At 45.2% G+C, this 21,457-nt stretch carries 17 protein-coding genes; 6 read left to right on the plus strand and 11 right to left on the minus strand.

The features are described 5' to 3' along the window. Positions 1-20 precede the first annotated feature (20 nt). Positions 21-1,724, plus strand: a complete 1,704-nt coding sequence (gene alsS, locus R7E42_RS02225) for an acetolactate synthase AlsS (protein ID WP_017633686.1) — start codon at positions 21-23, stop codon at positions 1,722-1,724. Beyond that, positions 1,721-2,479 (plus strand): SDR family oxidoreductase, encoded by a 759-nt coding sequence (locus R7E42_RS02230; RefSeq protein WP_318072301.1) that lies wholly within the window; start codon positions 1,721-1,723, stop codon positions 2,477-2,479. Before alsS ends, R7E42_RS02230 begins: the two co-directional genes overlap by 4 nt. A gap of 288 nt (positions 2,480-2,767) precedes the next feature. On the opposite strand, the gene R7E42_RS02235 is transcribed toward R7E42_RS02230, so the two are convergent. From R7E42_RS02235 to R7E42_RS02275, 9 genes are all read right to left on the minus strand, one after another. Next, positions 2,768-3,364, minus strand: coding sequence for a methyltransferase domain-containing protein (locus R7E42_RS02235; RefSeq protein ID WP_318072302.1), 597 nt, complete (start codon positions 3,362-3,364; stop codon positions 2,768-2,770). Positions 3,365-3,500: 136 nt separating this feature from the next. Further along, the gene (locus R7E42_RS02240) at positions 3,501-4,703 is read right to left on the minus strand and encodes a phenylacetate--CoA ligase family protein (RefSeq protein WP_064369321.1); all 1,203 of its coding nucleotides are present in this window, start codon (positions 4,701-4,703) and stop codon (positions 3,501-3,503) included. A gap of 9 nt (positions 4,704-4,712) precedes the next feature. Further along, positions 4,713-5,534 carry an ABC transporter ATP-binding protein gene (locus R7E42_RS02245; RefSeq protein ID WP_005373283.1) on the minus strand — a complete coding sequence of 274 codons (822 nt, stop codon included), beginning with the start codon at positions 5,532-5,534 and terminating at the stop codon, positions 4,713-4,715. A gap of 80 nt (positions 5,535-5,614) precedes the next feature. Further along, a complete protein-coding gene (locus tag R7E42_RS02250; protein ID WP_005373285.1) occupies positions 5,615-6,859 on the minus strand; it encodes an ABC transporter substrate-binding protein in 1,245 nt (414 codons plus the stop codon). A gap of 45 nt (positions 6,860-6,904) precedes the next feature. Next, the gene (locus tag R7E42_RS02255) at positions 6,905-7,972 is read right to left on the minus strand and encodes a branched-chain amino acid ABC transporter permease (protein ID WP_005382737.1); all 1,068 of its coding nucleotides are present in this window, start codon (positions 7,970-7,972) and stop codon (positions 6,905-6,907) included. Between the two features lie 11 nt (positions 7,973-7,983). Continuing rightward, positions 7,984-8,877 carry a branched-chain amino acid ABC transporter permease gene (locus tag R7E42_RS02260; protein ID WP_005373295.1) on the minus strand — a complete coding sequence of 298 codons (894 nt, stop codon included), beginning with the start codon at positions 8,875-8,877 and terminating at the stop codon, positions 7,984-7,986. Further along, on the minus strand, positions 8,877-10,829 hold the full coding sequence (locus R7E42_RS02265) for a long-chain fatty acid--CoA ligase (RefSeq protein WP_170890152.1): 1,953 nt from the start codon (positions 10,827-10,829) through the stop codon (positions 8,877-8,879). The genes R7E42_RS02260 and R7E42_RS02265 overlap by 1 nt, the downstream gene beginning before the upstream one ends. Then, positions 10,829-11,629 (minus strand): ABC transporter ATP-binding protein, encoded by an 801-nt coding sequence (locus tag R7E42_RS02270; protein WP_005373297.1) that lies wholly within the window; start codon positions 11,627-11,629, stop codon positions 10,829-10,831. The genes R7E42_RS02265 and R7E42_RS02270 overlap by 1 nt, the downstream gene beginning before the upstream one ends. 242 nt (positions 11,630-11,871) lie before the next feature. Continuing rightward, a complete protein-coding gene (locus tag R7E42_RS02275; RefSeq protein WP_053304706.1) occupies positions 11,872-13,509 on the minus strand; it encodes an electron transfer flavoprotein-ubiquinone oxidoreductase in 1,638 nt (545 codons plus the stop codon). A 156-nt stretch (positions 13,510-13,665) separates the two neighbouring features. Between R7E42_RS02275 and R7E42_RS02280 the strand changes: the two genes are divergently transcribed. From R7E42_RS02280 to R7E42_RS02290, 3 genes are all read left to right on the plus strand, one after another. Beyond that, positions 13,666-14,418 carry an electron transfer flavoprotein subunit beta/FixA family protein gene (locus tag R7E42_RS02280; protein ID WP_318072303.1) on the plus strand — a complete coding sequence of 251 codons (753 nt, stop codon included), beginning with the start codon at positions 13,666-13,668 and terminating at the stop codon, positions 14,416-14,418. Further along, positions 14,415-15,341, plus strand: a complete 927-nt coding sequence (locus R7E42_RS02285; protein WP_054574671.1) for an electron transfer flavoprotein subunit alpha/FixB family protein — start codon at positions 14,415-14,417, stop codon at positions 15,339-15,341. Before R7E42_RS02280 ends, R7E42_RS02285 begins: the two co-directional genes overlap by 4 nt. Before the next feature lie 86 nt (positions 15,342-15,427). Then, complete coding sequence (locus R7E42_RS02290; protein WP_262595981.1) at positions 15,428-17,455, plus strand: acetoacetate--CoA ligase; 2,028 nt, start codon at positions 15,428-15,430, stop codon at positions 17,453-17,455. A 177-nt stretch (positions 17,456-17,632) separates the two neighbouring features. Here R7E42_RS02290 and R7E42_RS02295 read toward each other — a convergent pair whose 3' ends face one another. Together R7E42_RS02295 and R7E42_RS02300 are read right to left on the minus strand one after the other, a co-directional pair. Then, positions 17,633-19,183, minus strand: coding sequence for an alpha-glucoside-specific PTS transporter subunit IIBC (locus R7E42_RS02295; RefSeq protein WP_262595979.1), 1,551 nt, complete (start codon positions 19,181-19,183; stop codon positions 17,633-17,635). Between the two features lie 55 nt (positions 19,184-19,238). Next, on the minus strand, positions 19,239-20,567 hold the full coding sequence (locus tag R7E42_RS02300; RefSeq protein WP_005373308.1) for a 6-phospho-alpha-glucosidase: 1,329 nt from the start codon (positions 20,565-20,567) through the stop codon (positions 19,239-19,241). Positions 20,568-20,747: 180 nt separating this feature from the next. On the opposite strand from R7E42_RS02300, the gene R7E42_RS02305 reads away from it, so the two are divergent. Then, complete coding sequence (locus R7E42_RS02305) at positions 20,748-21,455, plus strand: GntR family transcriptional regulator (RefSeq protein ID WP_005373312.1); 708 nt, start codon at positions 20,748-20,750, stop codon at positions 21,453-21,455. The last annotated feature ends 2 nt before the right edge of the window (positions 21,456-21,457 follow it).

A 21,457-nucleotide genomic window follows, 5' to 3' on the forward strand; every position in this document is an offset into this window, starting at 1 on the left:
GCAAATAATAAGGACAACAAATGCAATCCAAACCTTCAAATAAAAATGGCGCTCAGTTGATCGCTCAACAGCTAGAGTCTCTCGGCATTAAGTACATTTTCGGTATTCCCGGTGCAAAAATCGATCGACTGTTCGATGCGATTGAAGACACTAACATCCAAATGATTCCGGTACGCCACGAAGCTAACGGCGCATTTATGGCGGGCGTTATGGGAAGACTAACCGGCAAAGCAGGCGTCACCATGGTTACGTCAGGCCCTGGCTGTGGAAATCTAGTTACGGGAGTGGCAACAGCAAACTCCGAAGGCGATCCGCTGATTGCTATCGGTGGTGCGGTGAAACGAACTGACCAGCAAAAACAAACACACCAGAGCATGGATACCGTCAGTATTTTTCGCTCTATAACTAAGTTCAGTGCTGAAGTGCAGCATGTGGACGCCGCAAGCGAGATCATGGCGAACGCATTTCGTATCGCAGAGTCAGGTCGTCCTGGGGCTTGCTTTTTGAGTCTCCCCCAAGATGTTTTATCCGAGCAAACCCAAACGGACATTATTGTCCCCTCGCCTTACACACAGCCTGGTTGCGCAGACATCGCAGCAATCGAAGAAGCGGTCAGTCGAATCAGTAAAGCAAAGCGCTGTGTGGTTTTACTTGGCCTTCACGCGAGCCGCAGTAAAAACGCTGCTGCTATCGCCCGATTTCTTCAAAATACGCAGCTACCCGTTGTCGGCACTTACCAAGCCGCCGGCACGGTAGACATCAATTACTATCATCACTTTGCTGGGCGTGTCGGTTTGTTTAATAACCAACCTGGCGATGTTTTACTGCGGGACGCCGATTTAATTCTCACCATCGGCTTTAGCCCAATAGAGTATGACCCTGAGCTTTGGAACAGCCACCGCAACCCAGTGATTCACCTCGATATTGAACCGGCAGAATACCAACTTAATTATCAGCCTTGTGTTGAAATCGTCGGAAACATTGCGCAGTCATTAGACAAGATGGGCAGCTATATCTCTGAATATGCCCGCCTTTCCCCAACGGCACTTTCAGTACTGGAAGAGGTAGCACTGCAACGGCAAGTGATCAAAACCTATCCCAATGTCTATCACAAGCAAGGATTTCATCCACTGGCACTGATTAAAGCCATGCAATCTATCATCACACCAGATACCACGCTATGTCTTGATATGGGGAGCTTCCACATCTGGATCGCTCGTTACTTAAGTTGTTTTCGAGCTCGCCAAATGCTGGTGTCTAACGGCCAACAAACAATGGGCGTTGCACTACCATGGGCCATTGGTGCCAGCCTACTAAAACCTGGTAGCAAAGTGGTATCGATATCAGGAGACGGCGGTTTTATGCAATCGAGCATGGAGTTAGAAACCGCGGTTAGATTGAACTGTAATATCGTCCATATTGTGTGGGTTGATAACGCCTACAACATGGTAGAAATGCAAGAGATCAACAAATATCAGCGCTGCTCTGGTGTGAAATTTGGACCAATTGATTTCAAGGCGTACGCCGAATCATTTGGCGCGAAAGGCTTCGCAGTGACTAGTCAACACGAATTGCTACCGACATTGAATAAAGCCATGGACGTTGAAGGACCAGCAGTGGTGGCTATCCCCGTAGATTACAGCGACAACGACAAACTGATGTTGCCGCGCACAGAGAAAAATCAAGATCCCGTTTTTGTAAGTTTCGAAGGAGAAATCGCATGAGAGGATTAAAAAATAAAGTCGCACTCGTCACTGGTTCTGCCAATGGTATTGGTTTGGCCATCGCAAAACGTTTGTATGAAGAAGGCGCAAACGTCGCTCTTGCCGATTGGAATGAAGAGCAATTGGCAAACGCCGTTGAGGGCTTTGATAAACAGCGTGTGTCTGCGCATTCTATTGATGTTTCTGACCCAGAAAAAGTCGCAGCACTGATTTCTGACGTTGTTACCCGTTTCGGTAAACTGGATATTTTAGTAAACAATGCTGGCGTACATGTCCCTGGTTCCGTGATTGAAGGTAGTGTGAAAGACTGGAAGAAGATCTCTGGTGTAAACATTGATGGTGTTGTTTATTGCGCGAAGTTTGCTTTGCCTGAACTCTTAAAAACGAAAGGTTGTATGGTAAATACCGCGTCCGTTTCCGGTTTGGGTGGTGACTGGGGTGCCGCATTCTATTGCGCGAGTAAAGGTGCAGTGGTGAACCTTACCCGAGCGATGGCATTGGACCATGGTGCGGATGGGGTAAGAATTAACGCCGTATGCCCAAGTTTAGTAAAAACCAACATGACAAACGGCTGGCCGCAGGACATCCGCGATAAATTCAATGAGCGCATTGCGCTTGGCCGAGCAGCCGAACCTGAAGAAATTGCGTCTGTCGTGACTTTCTTGGCAAGTGATGACGCATCTTTCATTAATGGCGTAAACCTACCTGTAGACGGCGGTGCCACCGCATCAGATGGTCAACCTAAAATAGTATAAGCATGAAATAGACAGATCAGTGAGAGACGTTCTACTACCTTTCGGATCGATGCTGATCTGTCGCTTTACGCTCTGAGCACACAACCCGTGCCAGCAATAAACTCAACCACTCGACCGCTGTTAGAGATATCTCAACAACTTAAACCAGCAACGAGAAATTAATTTTTCACACAAACCGACAAACTATGTGAGCATTCCATCAGGCATAGAGTGAAGACTTATGTATCAGCGATTCACAAAGAACCAGACAGTTTCCGCGAATACTTTCTAATGAAGTCTCAGTGACGACTAACGTTTCTGCCACACCATCCATTGTTCTCTGCCTTTAAAAACCTCAACACTGTTTGCCACCACTGAGGATTCCACAAGCTTAAACGCCGGTTCTAGATAACCCTCCAACTCCCCACTTCGCAAACAAAATGGAGGGAAGCGTGATAGGTAATTATCATCAATGACGAAAAAACCAATTAGAAAACCTCCGCTTGGCAATAATTTATCCACCATCGAAAAGTATTCTGACCACATATCTCTCGGTAGTGCTGCGAGAAAGGCCCGCTCGTAAATGACATCAAACGAGTGAGAAAAATCGGCATTAAATACATCACCCAATACGACTTTATCTTTGTAGTTACCTAACGTTGATTGCGCCATTTTTACCGCTTCTTGGCTGTAATCCATCGCGATCACGTCATGCCCATATTGAATAAAAGTGCTCAGTTCATAAGCGGCACCACACCCAGGAATAAACACTGACTGGCCTACATGAAGTGAATTGTCGAGATAGTCCTTGAGTTCTTGAGGTGTCGATTGGGCATCCCAAGGCATAGTGCCTCGGATAAACAAATCATCCCAGAATTGTGTGTTAATCATTGGTGCCTGTTTCATTTACCCGCTCCCTGATTGCGGTAGTAAAAAATAAAGGGATACGCAGCGCAATGTGGTATCCCTTTTCTAGCCTTTTGTCTGACGTTGTTAGTTTTTTATGACAACCACTTTCTACTGCACTTATGCCACCAATGAGTTAACTGCGAAGATCATTGATTAACGGCTGCTCCGCTTGGTTCGGTACAAACTGGACATTGCCTTTCAGTTTAGTGACAGACTGGAGTGTTGCTTGAATGTCCTCTGCTGATACATGCACATCATGACAACAGAAAGTAATGGCATCGTTGAAGCCATCACGCTCAATTTTCAAGGAGCCTTTAATATCGTGGCGACGACAGACTTCTTGGATCTGATGCGGATAAACAAACAGCCCTTTTACTTTCACCGCGGAGTCTGCTCGTCCCATCCAGCCCTTAATTCGTGCATTCGTGCGTGAAGAATCAGAACTTGTCTCTAGGTATGCCGATAAATCTCCCGTTGCGTAGCGAATCAGCGGGAACTTCTCATCGAGCGACGTTACAACGACTTCACCGACTTCTCCCGGTTGTACAGGAACACCATCAGGATCAACGATTTCAACAATAATATCTTCGGCAATCACTAATCCTTGTTCACCAGACACTTGATAAGCAATCAAGCCAAGCTCTGCACTTGCGTAGGCTTGAAAGACTGCAATGCCTTTTTCCTCAAACATCTGTTGCATGTCTGCTGTAACCGCTTCACCAGAGACCAGAGCTTTCTCAAAGCTAGGCTGCTCATCGTATTTCTCTTGGTACTTTTGTAGCAACGTCAGCAAATACGAAGGTGTACCAGTGTAACCATTAGGTTGAAGCTGTTTAATTGCCTCTATTTGCGCTTCGGTATTGCCTACTCCAGCCGGAAATACCGCACAGCCACAAGCCCTTGCGCCACCATCCATAATAAATCCGCCAGGAGAGAAATGGTAAGAGAGCGTGTTATGCACTAAATCACCCGCACAGAACCCAGCAGCGTGAAACGCGCGCCCCATACGCCAGAAATCGGCCTCATCCGTTTGAGCCTCATATAAAGGCCCAGGAGACTGAAAAACACGCGCCATTTGACCAATGGCAACGCTATTTAAGCCACCAAACGGCGGTTTAAGTTGCTGCTGATTAGGTACATTGAACTTACGTGTAATCGGGAACTGAGCAAGCCCTTCACGATTGTTTGCCAATGTAGGATCTAACTCAGAAAAATGCGCTGCGTAATGTTCGCTATTGGCTTTCGAATTTTCAATCAGCGCAGGCAAACGTTGAAACAGCGACTCTTCTCGCGCCTGTAGAGACAACGATTCTTTCGCATCAAATAGTTCGTTCATCCTTGCTCCTTACAACCAACGCTTACGACGTTTGTAAGATTTCAGATTCTTAAAGCTCTTGCGATCTTCATCGCCGCCGCCAAGGTAGAATTCTTTTACGTCTTCATTGTTTAGCAATTCGTGCTTGCTGCCATCTAGTACGATTTTGCCTGATTCCATGATGTAACCGTAATCGGCCGCTTGAAGAGCGAAGTTGGCATTCTGTTCAACCAAAAGCATGGTAATACCTTGCTCTTTGTTGATCTTGTTAATAATGCTGAATACTTCTTTAACTAGCAGTGGAGAAAGCCCCATAGACGGTTCGTCCAACAAAATCATCTTCGGTCGAGCCATTAACGCTCGGCCAATCGCTAACATTTGTTGCTCACCGCCAGACAAATAGCCCGCCAGGCCAGTGCGCTCTTTGAGTCGCGGGAAATAGTCAAACACCATTTCGATGTCTTGTTCAACTTCGTTGTCAGTGCGTGTATAAGCGCCTAAGCGAAGATTTTCTATCACCGTCATATCTTCAACAATTCGGCGCCCTTCCATAACTTGGAAGATGCCCGAACGGACGATCTCTTCCGGGCTTTTGTTGTCTATACGCTCGCCCATGAAGTTGATTTCGCCGCGCGTCACTTCACCATCTTCGGTTTTCAATAAACCAGAAATGGCTTTCAACGTTGTGGATTTACCCGCACCGTTGGCGCCCAGTAAGGTCACAATCTGCCCTTTTGGAACTTCTAAACTCACACCGCGAAGTACTAGTATTACTTCGTCGTAGACGACTTCAATGTTGTTCACTGAAAGCAGTATTTCTGCCGGTTCGATATTCGTTGCTAATTCAGCCATCAAGCTACTCCTTGCTAGGGTGAGAGTGTTCTCTCACCCATCCTTATTTTCAGTAAGCTTTGTTATTAATAAGTCGTAGATTAGTAACCTAGCCAATCGTCACGACGTGACAATGTCACCTGAGATACTTTCTTAATATCAACTGCGCCGCCATCGTTGTTGCCCATAAAGACGTTCACGGTTGTTGTGCCTCGGTGATCTTCCGGTTTCCAGTTCGCAGGGACACAAACACCTTCTAAGCCTTGTGGTACCCAGTTGTCATGGACATACATGCCCTTCTTGATGTTTTCACCTGTGATACCACCGTTGTCTTTCGCCCACTCCATTGCTTCTTTCATATAGAACGCAGAACAAATACCGCGAATGTAATGGTGAGTTCTGAATTCGCCCGGCTCTGATTCAGACTGCTTAGAAATCTCACGAACCAGCTTCATGCCCTCATTATCATCTCCCCAAAACGCCGTCATACCTGGGAAAACGTAATCTTTAAGGCCATCGCCTGCTGCTTCAAGCACTGGCTTGTCGCCGCCCCAAATGTTTGCCATGTACTGGAACTCTGTCCCAACCGTGTTACAAGACTTCACTAGTGAGATAACCGAGCTACCGATATTAGCAATGTAACCATAGTTGGTGCCTGACTCTTTCAGCGACAAACATTGCGCTTTGAAGTCCCCTGGTTTTAGTGACACAACGACTGGGTTTTGCACATCAAAACCAAGCTCTTTAGCGTACTCTGCACACGCTTCTTTTGGCGCATTCGGGAATGGATGGTTATCGCCAATGTGCGTAAATTTCGGCGCACCTTGATTGCCCTTAGATTCCCAATCTTCTTTCGCCCACTTAACTAGCGCACGGCACGCATCTGAGTACGACGCACCATAAAAGAAATTATAAGGCGCTGGTTTCGCGGTTTTTGGGTTTTTGCCAGTTGGGTCAGTTAAGTGACCAGAGTAAGAAGCAGAGAACACCGGCACTTTGTCTTTGGTGACAAACGAAATAAGTGCTTCGGTATCCGCCGTACCCCAACCTTGCAGCGCAACCATGTCTTTACGCGCCACCCAACGTTTATAGTTAGAAATCGCCACTGGTACTTTGTACGCCATGTCTACTGTTTCAAATTCGAGCTCGGTACCGTTAATGCCACCGTTTTGGTTAATCCAACGCAATGCGTCTCGCACACCAGAACCATAAGGCTTGCTCACATAGGCCGTTGGTCCAGAAAAATCGACTAATTGCCCGACAAACACAGAATCTTTTGCCCAAGTTGCGGTAGTAAACAGTGCAGATGACAGCACCAACGTTGTCGCTAAATGTCCTTTGTTCATAACTCGTTGTCCTTGTTATTGAGGTATATTCCACTTAATTCCACGTTAATATGAGAACGGATAGTGTTTCCAATATGCTCGAATCTGTTGCCAGCGATGCGATAATCCTTGAGGTTCGAAAATGAGGAACAGCATGATGACTAAACCAATCGCCATCTCTTTGAAGTAAGCCAGACCATCAGTGAAAGCGGTGGTATCACCAAACGCTGAAAGCCCCGTTACGCCAAACTCTAAAACTTCAGGTAGAAGTACGATAAATATCGTACCCATCAGCGTACCTTTGACTGAGCCTAAGCCACCAATGATGATCATGGCCAAAAACTGGATAGACATCATGATGGTGAAACCTTCTGCTGATACAAACCCTAGATAATGTCCGTAGAGTGCGCCCCCGATGCCTGCATAGAATGCACACACTCCAAATGAGAGAAGACGATACTTGGTTAGGTTGATGCCCATGATCTCTGCTGACAGATAGTGATCTCGTACTGAGACAAACGCGCGACCGTCACGAGAACGGATTAAGTTTGATGCCCACATATACATGAAGATCAGCGCAAACAGAGCGATGTAGAAGAAGCTTTCGTCAGTCGTAAACTCAAAGCCAAACAAATTAATTGGGTTCGCGCTTGCACCGTATGAGCCGCCACTGAACCAATCTGCGCGAGCAAAGAAGTCCTCTAAAATAAACTGCGCCGCCAACGTTGCGATAGCTAGATATAAACCTTTAATTCGAGCGGCTGGCAGACCAAACAGCATCCCCACAATCATGGTTAAGTAACCCGCGAGCGGAATCGCAAACACGACTGGAATGTTAAACTGGTTATTTAGCCAAGCCGATGCAAAGGCGCCAAAGCCAAAGAACGCACCGTGACCTAGCGAGATTTGTCCGGTAAAACCAACCAGAATGTTTAAGCCCAATGCCGCGATACCGAGGTATGCAATCTGAATAAACAGGTTTAGGAAGTAAATATCCAAGACCAGCGGTGCTGCCAGCATGGCGATGACACCTGCAATCGCAAGGCTTCTGATGGTTTTGGTTTCAAAAATTGGCGTATCGCTTTTGTATGTGGTTCGAAAATCCCCACATGGGCGCATGCTAAGTTGAGCCATGTTATTTCTCCTTAAATACGCTCAATATCTTTGGTACCAAACAGGCCATATGGCTTGAAGGCAAGAATGATTAACAGCACATAGAATGGTGCGATGTTGTATAAGTTACCCACTTGCAGGTATTGGCTATCAAAAAACTCAGCCAAGTTTTCTAGCACCCCGATGGTAATACCACCGACAATTGCGCCGACTACCGAATCTAAGCCACCTAAAATAACGGCTGGGAAAACTTTGATACCAATAATGGATAGCGCGTCAGATACGCCGTTAACGATACCGATAACAATCCCTGCTGTTGCAGATACCATTGCCGAAATGGCCCAACTGATGGCGAACACTTTCTTGATGGAAATGCCAAGACTCTGGGCTACTTGCTGGTTGAATGCCGTTGCGCGCATTGCCAGACCCATTTTGCTGAATTTGAAGAACCAGTAGAACGCGCCCATGATGAGCATTGAGAAGATCAAGCTCAGAATGTAAGCAAACTCAACATTCAAACCTCCGATATTTACCACGTTGGTTTCGAACACTTGCGGGTACGACACAGCAGAGACACCGAATATCCACTTCATCAGCGCTTGGAAAAACATCGATAGACCGATGGTCACCATGATCACAGAGATAATCGGTTCACCAATCAACGGTCTGAGCACAATGGTTTGCACGGCGATACCAAAAATCATCATGAACGCGAGCGTGAGTAAAAAGCCAATAAAAAACGGTAACTGTAGGTGCACCAATGCCGCCCAACATACCCATGCGCCAATCAACAAGAACTCACCCTGAGCAAAGTTGACCACCTGGGTCGATTTGTAAATCAATACAAAGCACATGGCGACAACGCCATACAACATGCCAACGATCACGCCATTAATGACGAGTTGCAGTAATAAATCCGTATTCACTATGCGATCCTCCGTTGTTCGCTATCCACTAGTGTTGGCTCATGCTCAATAAGCGTTTCAATAACTAGCGACGTTTGAATGCGTGTTTTAGTGCCATCTTGATAAGTGATCACTGTATCGACATCGACTTTTGGATCGTCGCTGTAGATGGTTTCTATGATGTCTCCGTATTTCTCTGCAACCACACCACGGCGTACTTTACGTGTGCGAGTTAGCTCTCCATCGTCGGCATCCAGCTCTTTGTAAAGTAGAATGAATTTGCTGATCTTCTGTGCATCCGGTAGGGATTCGTTCACTTTTTGAACTTCTTCACGAATCGCTTGGTACACTTCTGGTTGAGCAGATAAGTTGGTGTAGTTGGTAAATGCCAAGCCGCGTTGCTCTGCCCACTTCGCGACGATCGCATAGCGAATACAGATGATGGCAGACAGCCAAGGTCGAGCTTTACCTACCACCACGGCTTCTGCAATAAACGGCGAGAACTTGAGTTTGTTTTCGATAAACTGTGGCGAATAACGGTCGCCATGGCTGGTTTCCGACATATCTTTCAGACGATCAATCACCACCAAGTGACCGGAATCTTTAAAATAGCCCGCATCGCCTGTGTGCATCCAACCATCTTGAACATCTTCATCATATGCTGCTTGGTTGTTTAAGTAGCCAGTAAACATGCCTGTACTTTTCGCGATGATTTCACCAACGCCATTGCTGTCCGGGTTGATGACTTTCACATCTGCATTATCAAACGCAACACCAACGGAATCGTAATCCACATCATCCGCTTGGTGCACGGTGTATGCGCCACACATTTCGGTCTGACCATAAAGCTGCTTAAGTGGCACACCAATAGCTTGTAGGTAACGGAAAGTGTCAGGCCCCATCGCCGCGCCGCCCGTTGCAGCAGATGTTAGGTTCGAAAAGCCTAAACGGTCTCGCAAAGCACGCAAAAGAATCCATTCGGCGAGTTTAGAACGTTTGCCCTGCTCTAACGCTTTGTTGGCTAAGCTCATGCCCAGTTTGTACATCTTTTGCTTAAACGGTGTCGAATCCATCATTCGTGCAGACACGTCTGCCACAATGTTTTCCCACACACGTGGCGCTAACAGCACAAAGTTTGGACCGATTTCACGCAAGTCGGACATCATGGTTTCTTGTTCTTCCACAAAGTTAACGATTTGACGAGAAATCAACGCCTGACCAACCACGTAAACCTGCTCCATAATCCAAGGCAAAGGCAGAACAGAAACGTAGTTGTCGCCTGGGGAACGAGGGTCTGCACGCAAGTAAGCCGCACAGTGATCCAAGAACGTGCCACTGTGTAGCTGAGCCAATTTTGGTTTAGAAGTCGTACCCGACGTTGTACAAAGAATTGAAAGATCGCTGCCTTTGGTTTCAACAACCATATTGAGATATTTGTCTGGGTCCGCTTTATCAATCAGCTGACCTTTTTTGTAGACCTGTTCAACATCAATCAATCTTGGATCATCGTATTTACGCATTCCACGAGGATCGCAGTAAATAATGTATTCAACGCTAGGAATTTCATCACCAAGCTCAAGCAGCTTGTCGCATTGCTCTTCATCTTCGGCAATCACGACTTTTGCTTTGGCATAGTTGATAAGGTACGCCACCTCTTCGTGCATAGAATCTTGATAGATGCCCAGCGAGAAACCTTTGATCGCATGTGCCGCTAACTCGCCCCATACCCATTCCGGGCGGTTATCACCTAACAAACCAACGACATCTTGCTCACCAATACCCAAATCTTGTAGTGCCAGTGCCATCCACTTGACGCGGTTTTCGTAATCCTTCCAAGTGAACTCTCGCCAAATACCAAACTCCTTTTCACGCATTGCGACTTGTTCGGGCCAGTTCTTGGCATTGTGTTGCAACACTTTTGGAAAGGTATCTAAGCGGGTTATATCTGCCCAATCATTATGTTGCTGTGCCATTATGCACTCTCCTCTAATGTCGGTAGCTCTTCGCCTAAGTACGCTTGTTTCACATGTGGGTTGGCCATCACTTCTTCAGGCTCACCCGTAGCAATGTGTTTCCCGAAATCCAAAACCAAAACGCGATTAGAGATGTCCATGACCACGCCCATGTCGTGCTCAATCATGATGATCGTGATATCTAATTCTTCATTCAGATCCATGATGTAACGTGCCATGTCTTCCTTTTCTTCCAAGTTCATACCTGCCATTGGTTCATCAAGCAGCAGTAACTTAGGTTTTAAGGCAATGGCACGAGCAAGCTCTACACGCTTACGTAAGCCGTAAGATAGCGTGCCTGCAGTCGCTTTTCGGATGTGCTGGATTTCTAGAAAATCGATCACGTCTTCCACATATTTGCGGTGCGCCATCTCTTCTTTCTGCGCATTGGAGAACCAATAGAGTGGCCCCGTGACGAAGTTATTTTTCAGTAGGTGGTGTCGGCCAACCATGATGTTGTCCAGTACCGACATATGAGAAAAGAGCGCTAAGTTTTGGAAGGTTCTTCCCAGCCCTAACTCAGCTCGTTGGCTTGGTGTACGTTTAGTTACGTCATCTCCAGCGAAGATTACAGAGCCTTTGTTTGGTGTGTATCGACCAGAGATGCAATTGAGCATTGAGGTTTTACCTGCACCGTTTGGACCAATGATTGAAAAAATTTCCTTTTCATTCACATGGAAGCTCACGTCAGTTAAAGCTTTCACCCCACCAAAAGCCAATGAAATATCGTTTACCTGCAACAGAGGCGATTCCGATACCATAGTTGATCTCCCTTTCGTTATTTTAAGTGCGTTCCATTGAGCACTATTTGATCAAACCTAACTTTGATACTGGTAACCGCTTTTACACCTATGCATCAACTTTGTATTCAGTTTACGTAAACGTCAATTTAAAATCAGAATAGTGCCTGAAAGATTAAGTTGCAATCGAGTTCATTGAGAAAGATTTGAACTAACGCAAACTTTAAGTAAATAAATTGTTAATAAAAATTATTCTCAAACGCTTACATATTTGGATAGTTCGGACCACCACCACCTTCTGGCGGAGTCCAGGTAATATTTTGACTTGGATCTTTGATGTCGCAGGTCTTACAGTGGATACAGTTGGCCGCATTTATTTGCAGCTCTGGCTGCTGCTCCCCCTGTACGATTTCATACACGCCAGCCGGACAATAGCGCTGTGCTGGCTCTGCATATAATTCAAGGTTCTGCTCAATAGGGATCCGCTGGTTCTCCAGTCGTAAGTGGCATGGTTGATCTTCCTCATGGAAGATATTGGATAGATAAACGGAAGAGAGGCGATCGAAACTTAACACGCCATCAGGCTTCGGATAGACAATTTCATTGCTGTTTTCCGCCAATAACAGAGACTGATGATCAGGCTTATCACAGCGGATATGCCACTTAGCTTTACCTTTTAACACGTTATGTTCCAGCAGCGCTAAACCACCGCCCAGCCACGATCCAAAGCGGTGGATTCCACTTGAGAAGTTACGTGCTTGATAAAGCTCTTCATACAGCCAAGACTGTTTGAAATGCTTTTGATAATCAGCAGTAACTGACTGACTCTCAAGGGCTTCACATACTGCTTCAGCGGCAAGCATTCCAGATTTTATTGCGGTGTGTGTGCCTTTGATTTTAGCGCCGTTAAGTGTTCCTGCATCACAGCCAATTAACAAGCCACCAGCAAACTGCTGCGTGGGAAGCGAATGAAAGCCGCCCTTGGTAATCGCTCTCGCGCCATAGCTAATACGCTTCCCATTTTTGAGGTATTGCTCAATCAACGGGTGGTGTTTAAAACGTTGAAACTCATCAAATGGACTCAAGTGCGGATTCTTATAATTCAAGTCAACAATCAACCCGACGGCAACTTGGTTTCCCTCTAAATGGTAGAGATAACTGCCACCTGTAGCTTCATTTGATAACGGCCAACCTAATCCGTGCACTACTAAACCTTGCTGATGCTGCTCTGATGGGATTTCCCACAGCTCTTTAAAACCGATAGCGTAGTGTTGAGGCGTTTTCTCTTCAGCAAGATTAAATCGGTTAATCAACTGCTTACCAATATGCCCCCGTGCGCCTTCAGCAAATAAAGTAAACTTCGCTCGCAGTTCAATACCAGGTTCGAAATTTCCTTTTTGTTCACCATTTTTATCTAATCCCATATCGCCCGTGATCACGCCACAAACACGACTATCTTCATCGATGATCGCTTGACTGGCGGTAAAACCTGGGTAGACCTCCACCCCCAAGTTCTCAGCCTGCAACGCCATCCATCGGCATAGACTGCCCAAACTTATGATGTAATTACCTTTGTTATGTAACGTATTAGGCACCGCCCAAGAAGGCAGTTCATGACCATTGATGTCATTGCCTAGATAGTAGGTTTTATCTTGGTTTACTTTGGTATTGAGCGGAGCGCCTTTCTCTTCCCAGTCGGGAAAAAGCTCATCCAAACTCCGCGTTTCAAACACCGCACCCGATAAAATATGCGCTCCAACTTCAGAACCTTTTTCTACCACGCAAACAGAGAGGTCTTGTTTTTTTTCTGCTGCTAATTGTTTGATTCGGCATGCCGCAGACAAACCTGCGGGACCAGCGCCTACAATCAGAACATCAAATTCCATGCAGTCTCTTTCCATGATTGCATTCCTTTTTCTTTGCATGTTGCCAACTTGTTAAGCGACAATATATTTAAAGTTGACGCAAACGTAAAGGTAAATTAACATCATTTTAAAGACGTCATCACATCGTCTTCACTGTAAACACATAGTCTTCACTGTAAAAAGGAATCTAACGTGAAAATACTAGTGCCAATCAAAAGGGTCATTGATCCCTACGTTAAAGTTCGCGTGAAAGCGGACCATAGCGATGTTGAAACCAATAACGTCAAGATGACGATTAATCCATTTTGCGAAATAGCCGTTGAAGAAGCCGTACGACTAAAGGAGCAAGGTATTACAGATGAAGTCATCGTTGTCAGTGCCGGCGGTAGCCAGTGTCAGGAGCAACTACGTACCGCGCTTGCATTAGGCGCCGATCGCGCTATTCATGTCGATACTGAAGACAAAATAGAGCCATTAGTTGTTGCTAAGCTGCTCAAAGCTCTAGTTGAGCAAGAACAAGCACAGCTTGTGATTACGGGTAAACAATCCATTGATACGGACAACAACCAAGTGGCTCAGATGCTGGCCGCCCTACTTGACTGGCCTCAAGCAACTTTCGCTTCCGACGTGAAGATTGAAGATCCAAAAGTTCAGGTCGTGAGAGAAGTGGACGGCGGCTTGATGACGGTCGCGATGAACTTACCTGCGGTGATCAGTACTGACTTACGCCTGAATGAACCGCGTTTTGCCTCTTTGCCTAATATCATGAAAGCTAAGCGCAAGCCGTTAGATACCATCACACCTGACAGTCTGGGTGTTGAAGTGGTATTTAGCCAAACCATTCAAGAAGTCACACCGCCAGCGCAAAGAAAAGGTGGCATCAAGGTTGAATCTGTCTCAGAGCTTCTCGATAAGCTGCGTAACGAAGCGAAGGTGATTTCATGAAGAACTTAATCATAGCAGAACATGACAATAACCAATTGCATGCGGACACACTCAAAGTGGTTAATGCAGCAAAACAAGTCAGCCAAGACAATGTTTTGATCGTAGTGGGCCACCAGTGTGAAGAAGTCGCTCAGCAAGCTTGTCGCGTTGATGGTATATCAAACGTAATTTGTGTCGATTATGAACAACTTAAGCATCAATTTGCCGAGAGTATCGCACCTATTGTAGTGAGTATTGCTGAAGGCTTTGACGCAATCTGGGCTAGCTCATCATCAAAAGGGAAAGACCTTGCACCGCGAGTAGCAGCGAAGTTCGGCGTTGGGCAAATTTCCGATATTGTCCAAGTTATCGATGAAAACACTTTTATCCGCCCTATTTATGCAGGAAACGCATTTGCCAAAGTGACCACCAGCGACAAGGTTCGCGTCATCACCGTGCGCGCGTCTGCGTTTGAGCCGGTTACTTGTCACAACCAAGCTGATATTAAGCATCAGCAGGTCACTATCTCAGCTCCAATGGTTGAATTGGTTTCTGCCGATAAAACCGTGTCAGAGCGCCCTGAATTAAGCGCGGCAGAGGTGGTTGTGTCAGGTGGACGCGGAGTCGGTAGCAAAGAGAACTTCGCGTTGATCGAACAAGTTGCCGATAAACTAGGTGCTGCCATTGGCGCTTCTCGTGCGGCAGTTGATGCCGGGTTTGTTGCCAACGACTTACAAGTGGGTCAAACCGGTAAAATCGTTGCACCTAAGCTTTATATAGCGGTTGGGATTTCCGGTGCCATCCAGCATCTTGCAGGAATGAAGGAATCCAAAGTGATTGTCGCGATCAACAAAGATCCAGAATCTCCTATCTTTGAAGTTGCTGACTATGGATTGGTTGGTGATTTATTTGAGGTACTACCTCAGCTTGCCGAACAACTTTAAACGATCAGATAAGGGGCGAACACTGCTATGTTCGCCCCTTTATTTTGTTTTGGTCATATTCAAAAGAATTGAAATTAGAGGGACCTATGCCAAATTCTGCACCTATTTGGTCACCATCTGCTGAGCGCGTCAGCAATAGCAACTTATTACGGTTCATTGAAAAGGTTAATAAAGACAAAGCCGAAGGTGCCGTACTCAACAATTACACGTCTCTACACCAGTGGTCCATTGAGCACAATGATGAATTTTGGCGACATACTTGGCAGTTTTGCAACGTAATCGGAGATATAGGTTCGCAAATCAAGAGCCTTGGCAGTCCCAAATGGACACAAACAGGTTCTAATCATCACCATGTAAATAGAGACACAGTATGGTTTGCTGACGCCACGCTGAACTACGCAGAGAACCTCCTATCTCAGGCTGAGCAATCACCAGAGCGTGAGTTTATTGTTTTTAGCAATGAAAGCGGTGAACACCGACAACTCACCGGTAAACAGTTGCTTGAACAAGTTTCTGCCATTCAACAATGGCTACTCAATTGTGGTGTCGGTAAAGGCGATGTCGTTGCGGGTTATTTGCCCTACCTTCCTGAAACCGTTATAGCCATGTTGGCTACTACAAGCCTTGGCGCTATTTGGACTTCAACCTCTCCTGATTTTGGTATCGATAGCGTCGTAGAGCGTTTTGGTCAGGTTAAGCCGAAAGTTCTTTTTTGCTGTGATGGCTACCAGTTCGGAGGCAAAGCTTTCGATATGACGGACAAGAACACCACTCTTAGTAGTAAGTTAAGCAGTGCCTCCGAAGAGACTACTATTAGCGTATGCCAAATCGAATATTTACAAAACGCTAAGAGAGCTACCACTTCTGACTTTGTCTCTTGGTCCGATATTACTCACCACTTTTCTCCACAATCAATTCAATATCAACCAACGCTGTTTAATGACCCATTATTCATTTTGTATTCTTCTGGTACAACAGGTCAACCTAAGTGTATTGTTCATTCCGCAGGCGGTACCTTGCTCAATCACCTCAAAGAACATCAACTGCATTGCGACATCAAATCGCAAGACAAGGTTTTCTACTACACAACATGTGGTTGGATGATGTGGAACTGGCATGTTTCCGCTCTTGCGAGTGGTGCAGCCTTAGTGATTTACGACGGTAGTCCGGTTTACCCTGATCACTCCGTCTTATGGCGATTAGCTGAAGAACATAACGTGTCGCTGTTTGGTACTTCAGCGAAATACTTAGAGGCACTGGAGCAGGCAAACTGCTCTCCAAAACTAGAACATAACCTGAAGTCACTCAAAACTCTGTGCTCAACTGGTTCGGTGCTTTACCCAGAACAATTTAATTATGTCTATCAGCACATCAAGCAGGACTTGCATCTCGCTTCTATCGCTGGCGGCACAGATATTTGCGGATGCTTTGTACTTGGAAACCCTATTTCACCAGTTTACAAAGGTGAATGCCAAGGCTCAGGGCTGGGAATCGACGCACGTGTTCTAGAGGATGATGGACATACTATTACGCAAAAACGCGGCGAACTGACTTGTAATAACTCGCTACCTAACTTCCCTATTGGCTTCTGGCACGACAACGGCGAACGTTATCACAACGCTTATTGGAGCAAGTTTACCGATATCTGGCACCATGGCGACGATGTGATGCAAACCGAACATGGCGGCTTTATTTTTTATGGCCGTAGTGACGCAACCTTAAATCCAGGCGGCGTACGCATCGGTACCGCTGAAATCTATCAGCAAGTGAACGCGTTACCCGAGGTTGAAGACTCCATCGCTGTCGGCAAGTTAAACCAGCAGTCTGAAGAAATCTGGTTACTAGTAAAACTCGCTCACAACGTCGAGTTAACCCAACAACTCACCGATTCAATTCGCCAAACATTGAAAACAAAATGTTCACCGCGCCATGTCCCACGACAAATTTTTGCTATCAGTGATATTCCTAAAACGCGCTCAGGCAAATTGGTTGAGCTAGCAGTGAAACAATTGGTAAACGGACAAGCTGTAAAAAACATTGGTGCTATTGCTAACCCAGAAGTGCTGGAAGAAATTAAAACGCTTTTCAACATAGAAGGCGCCACCGTCACTTAGAGACCCAACAAGTCTTCCCACAATACAGACGGGTATAACCTAACTATATTTTAGCTCGCTCGATAACTCCTCCCCACTTTCGTGGAAACTGAGCGAAATATGCTTCATGTACACAAAAAAGGTGAGATAATTCTATCTCACCTTTGAGCCATATGAGCTGGAGCATTAGTTTGGGGGTTAAGCTTTTATCAGTTGGCTCATATCTTCGCGAACTTGTGGCACCGTTAAACCAACGATGATTTGAAGGCTCTCTTGATTTCTAACAATATTCACCGCTCCGTGCTGTGTGAAAAATGCGTTCTCCTTTACCAGAGAGACATCTTTAACTTTAACACGCAGACGCGTCGCGCAATTAGTTAACAATTCAATGTTTTCTTTTCCACCCAAACCTTCAATAAAGGCACTAGCTTGTGACGGACTTGCGCTACTGTTATGGACCGCTTTCGCTTCTTTGTAGTCAGCTTTGGAATACAACTTACTATCTGCACCTTCACGTCCCGGAGTAAGTATGTTGTATTTTAAAATAAGCGCGCGAAACGTAACAAAGTAGACACCAGTAAACATGAGACCAATAATAATCTGAATCACGTATGTTCCTGCATGGTTACCAGCCAAAGGCAACCAGTTTTGGAAAATGAAGTCTATCAAGCCAGTCTGAAAGTTACCGGAAACACCAAACATAAAGGCGATCGTTGCCATTGTCGCAGATAACAACGCATGCAAAGCAAACAGCGCAGGTGCGATAAATAAGAATGTAAACTCTATTGGTTCGGTGATCCCTGTAAGAATTGCTGTGATTGCGGCTCCGAGCACTAACCCCATCACCATCTTTTTATTTTCTTTTTTCGCAACTGAATAGAGTGCTAGTGCGATACCCGTACAACCAAACACTTTACCCATTCCCGTCAACATCAAACCACCCTGAGGAAATTGTGTCGTTAAACTTTCCGAGCTCTGGGCGAATGTCTGTATATTTTGAATCCAATAGGAAACCGTTCCGCCATCGACTGCAACAGGCCCATAAAAAACGGGACCATATACGAAATGATGCAACCCCGTTGGTATCATTATTCGCTCTAAAAACGTAAATAGCCATACCCCTAACGATCCAGCAGAAACCAAAAATGATTGCAGATTGTTAATACCATGCTGAATACTTGGCCAAGTCAAACAAGTTAGAATTGCCATCACGACCATAATTGGGAAGCTAATGATCACAACCAATGGCGTTCCGCCAAATACAGCCGCCCAATCCGGTAGCTTTTTATCAAAGAACCGGTTGTGAACCCAAACAGAGAGACTTGCAATTAAAATCGCACCTAGCAAGTTGGTATCAAGCGTTAGAATGCCACCAACTTCAGTCAAACCTCGCTCACCTTCCGTATAGTTCACGCCCAGTTCTGGTCCCCAAAATTGAAAGATTCCACCAATAACGTAGTTAAACGTAATGTAGGAAACAAGTGTTGCAAGTACAGCGCGACCAGATGCTTTTTTAGCTAAAGCGATAGGTAACCCAACGGCAAAAATAAGTGCCATATTTTTAAATACAGCGAGTGATGCCTGTAAAATGATCGTCGAGACTTTAACCCAAGCACTCCCCTCTAGTGCCCAAGGAAACACTTCTTGATTTAACAGCACAACAGAGAAACCTAATAACATGCCCGCTGCTGGAAATAATAGAACGGGAACAAACATCGCGGCCCCGAACCTTTGAATAATGTCTTTCATATAAACCTCTTGTTTCATTCACGGAGCCTACAAGTAGGCCCCGAACGTCCAGTTGTTATTGAAAAAATTGAGGAAGGTAGGCTTTATTTTCTTCTAGTAATTGTTTTGTTATTTCTTTAGCTTTTGGCACATTAACCACGGTACGGTTAAGTGTGAGTGCATTAATCAGCTTTTGCTGACTTCCTTCGTACCAAGCATCCACGACTAATTTCTCGTAACCAAGTTGGCTTTCAATCATGGCTTTTTGGAAGGTTGGGATTTTTCCTACAGTAAAAGCTTTCGGTCCATCACTAGTTAGCGCAGCTGGAACTTCTACCATGGCGTCATTTTGTAAATTTGTAATAGCACCATTATTCGGTACGATGACGAGATACACATCGCTCAAGTTGTAGGCTAGCGAAGCCGCGACTCTCACCATGTATCGACCATGGATATCGGCATGCAGTGTTTCGTGCTTCGTGGTGCCCGCTTCAATTATTCTTGCGTTCAATTCGAACACTCGTTTCTCACGGCCGTTAATTACCTGCCTTGCGCGAGTATTATTGATATCCTCTTTCGCCACCATTTTTTCAGGGTACAAATAGTATTGAAGATACGTATTCGGCAAAAACTCTGGATTATCAGCAAGCATTGTTCTCATGTTTTTGAATGTGGCTTGCCACGATGGGTCATCCGCTATTTCCGCATCAACCGCACTGATCCCTTCTTTTAGGATGATATTTTTAATTTTGTCCGTTAAGTCTTCACCCTGTTTGTTACGAATTTTGGTAAACCAGCCATAGTGATTAAGCCCAAAATATTCAGGAACGAAGTCCCAAATTTCACATCCTAACAATTGCGCATAGCTGACCATAATCGCTGCTGGCATATCACAGATATTTAGAATTCGCTTATCATGCGGAAATTCACGATTTAAAGCTTCAGCGACAATTGCCGCCGGGTTGGTGTAATTAAGAATCCACGCATCTGGACACGTTTGTCGGATCTCGTTCACTAGCTGGATCATGTCGCCGATAGAGCGAAGTCCATATGCCATTCCTCCCGCGCCACATGTCTCTTGCCCAACACAAGAGTTGGATAGCGGGATTTGTTCATCGCGCTCGCGCATGGCCAACCCGCCAGTGCGGATCTGGATAAAGAAAAAGTCCGAATCTGCGAATGCGACAGATTTATCCGTTGTATAAACAAACTCTTCAACTTCTGGATAGTGTTCTCGCAATAGAATTTCAGTAGCTAATGCATTCGACTCTTGGCGTTTCTCATCTATGTCGTAAAACACGACTTTTGCGAGTGGAAAGTTATCTTTTTCGGCAATAAGGCTGTTCATCATACCAAGTGTGTATGTACTGCCAGCACCAACAATCGTTAATTTTTGACGTTTCATTTCGCTACCTCAAATGTTCACCCTGAAAATGTATAAAATAAGCATTAATACTTTTATGATACATTTAAAGTGTAAGCACAAAGATACGAGATAAAAATCACACAAAGATCCTAAGGAAAAGTATTAACTACATCTCAGATCACATTCTTGCTATCATGATCCAAGACTTAGCGAGGTATTATGAAACCCAAATACATAGACATTGCGGAACGATTAGAAAAAAAGATCAAAGATGGGGAACTACAACCTAAATCGATGCTTCCAAAAGAGAGTGATTTGCAAGAAGAGTTTTCCGTAAGCCGCGTAACCATCAGAAAAAGCTTACAAATTCTGGTCGACAATAATTTAATTAGTCGGACAAGAGGTAGTGGAACTTATGTAAACGATCTAAAAGCCCAACATGATGCCTTACATTTGCTGGGTTTTATCGAGGAAGTCAGTAAACAGGGGAAAACGCCTAGCTCTCAAGTCATAAAGTTCGAACTTAAAAAACCGAATGAACAGGTTGCTAAGCAGTTAAATCTCTCGCCCAATGATGATACATATGAAATACATAGACTCAGATGTATTAATGATGAGCCTGAAATTTACGAAGTCACTCATATGCCAGCAGTGTTATTTCCAGACTTGAGCATAGCCATAATGAATGGTTCTAAATATGAGTACATTGAAAATAGCAAAGGATTGAAAATTGCAAAAAGCAGTCAGTCTGTCAAACCGTATTTGTTAGATGCAGAGACGGCCTCATACCTGAATGAATCAGAAGCTTCCCCTATTCTAAAAGTTGAGTCCACTGGTTACCTAGAAGATGGTCGTGCATTTGAATATACCGTCAATTACTTCCGACTTCATCAATACAGCTTCGAGTTTATTTCAACTAGGACGTAGTA

The organism is Vibrio sp. Vb1337 (assembly GCF_033338715.1).
In the GTDB taxonomy this organism is placed as follows: Bacteria; Pseudomonadota; Gammaproteobacteria; order Enterobacterales; family Vibrionaceae; genus Vibrio; species Vibrio alginolyticus.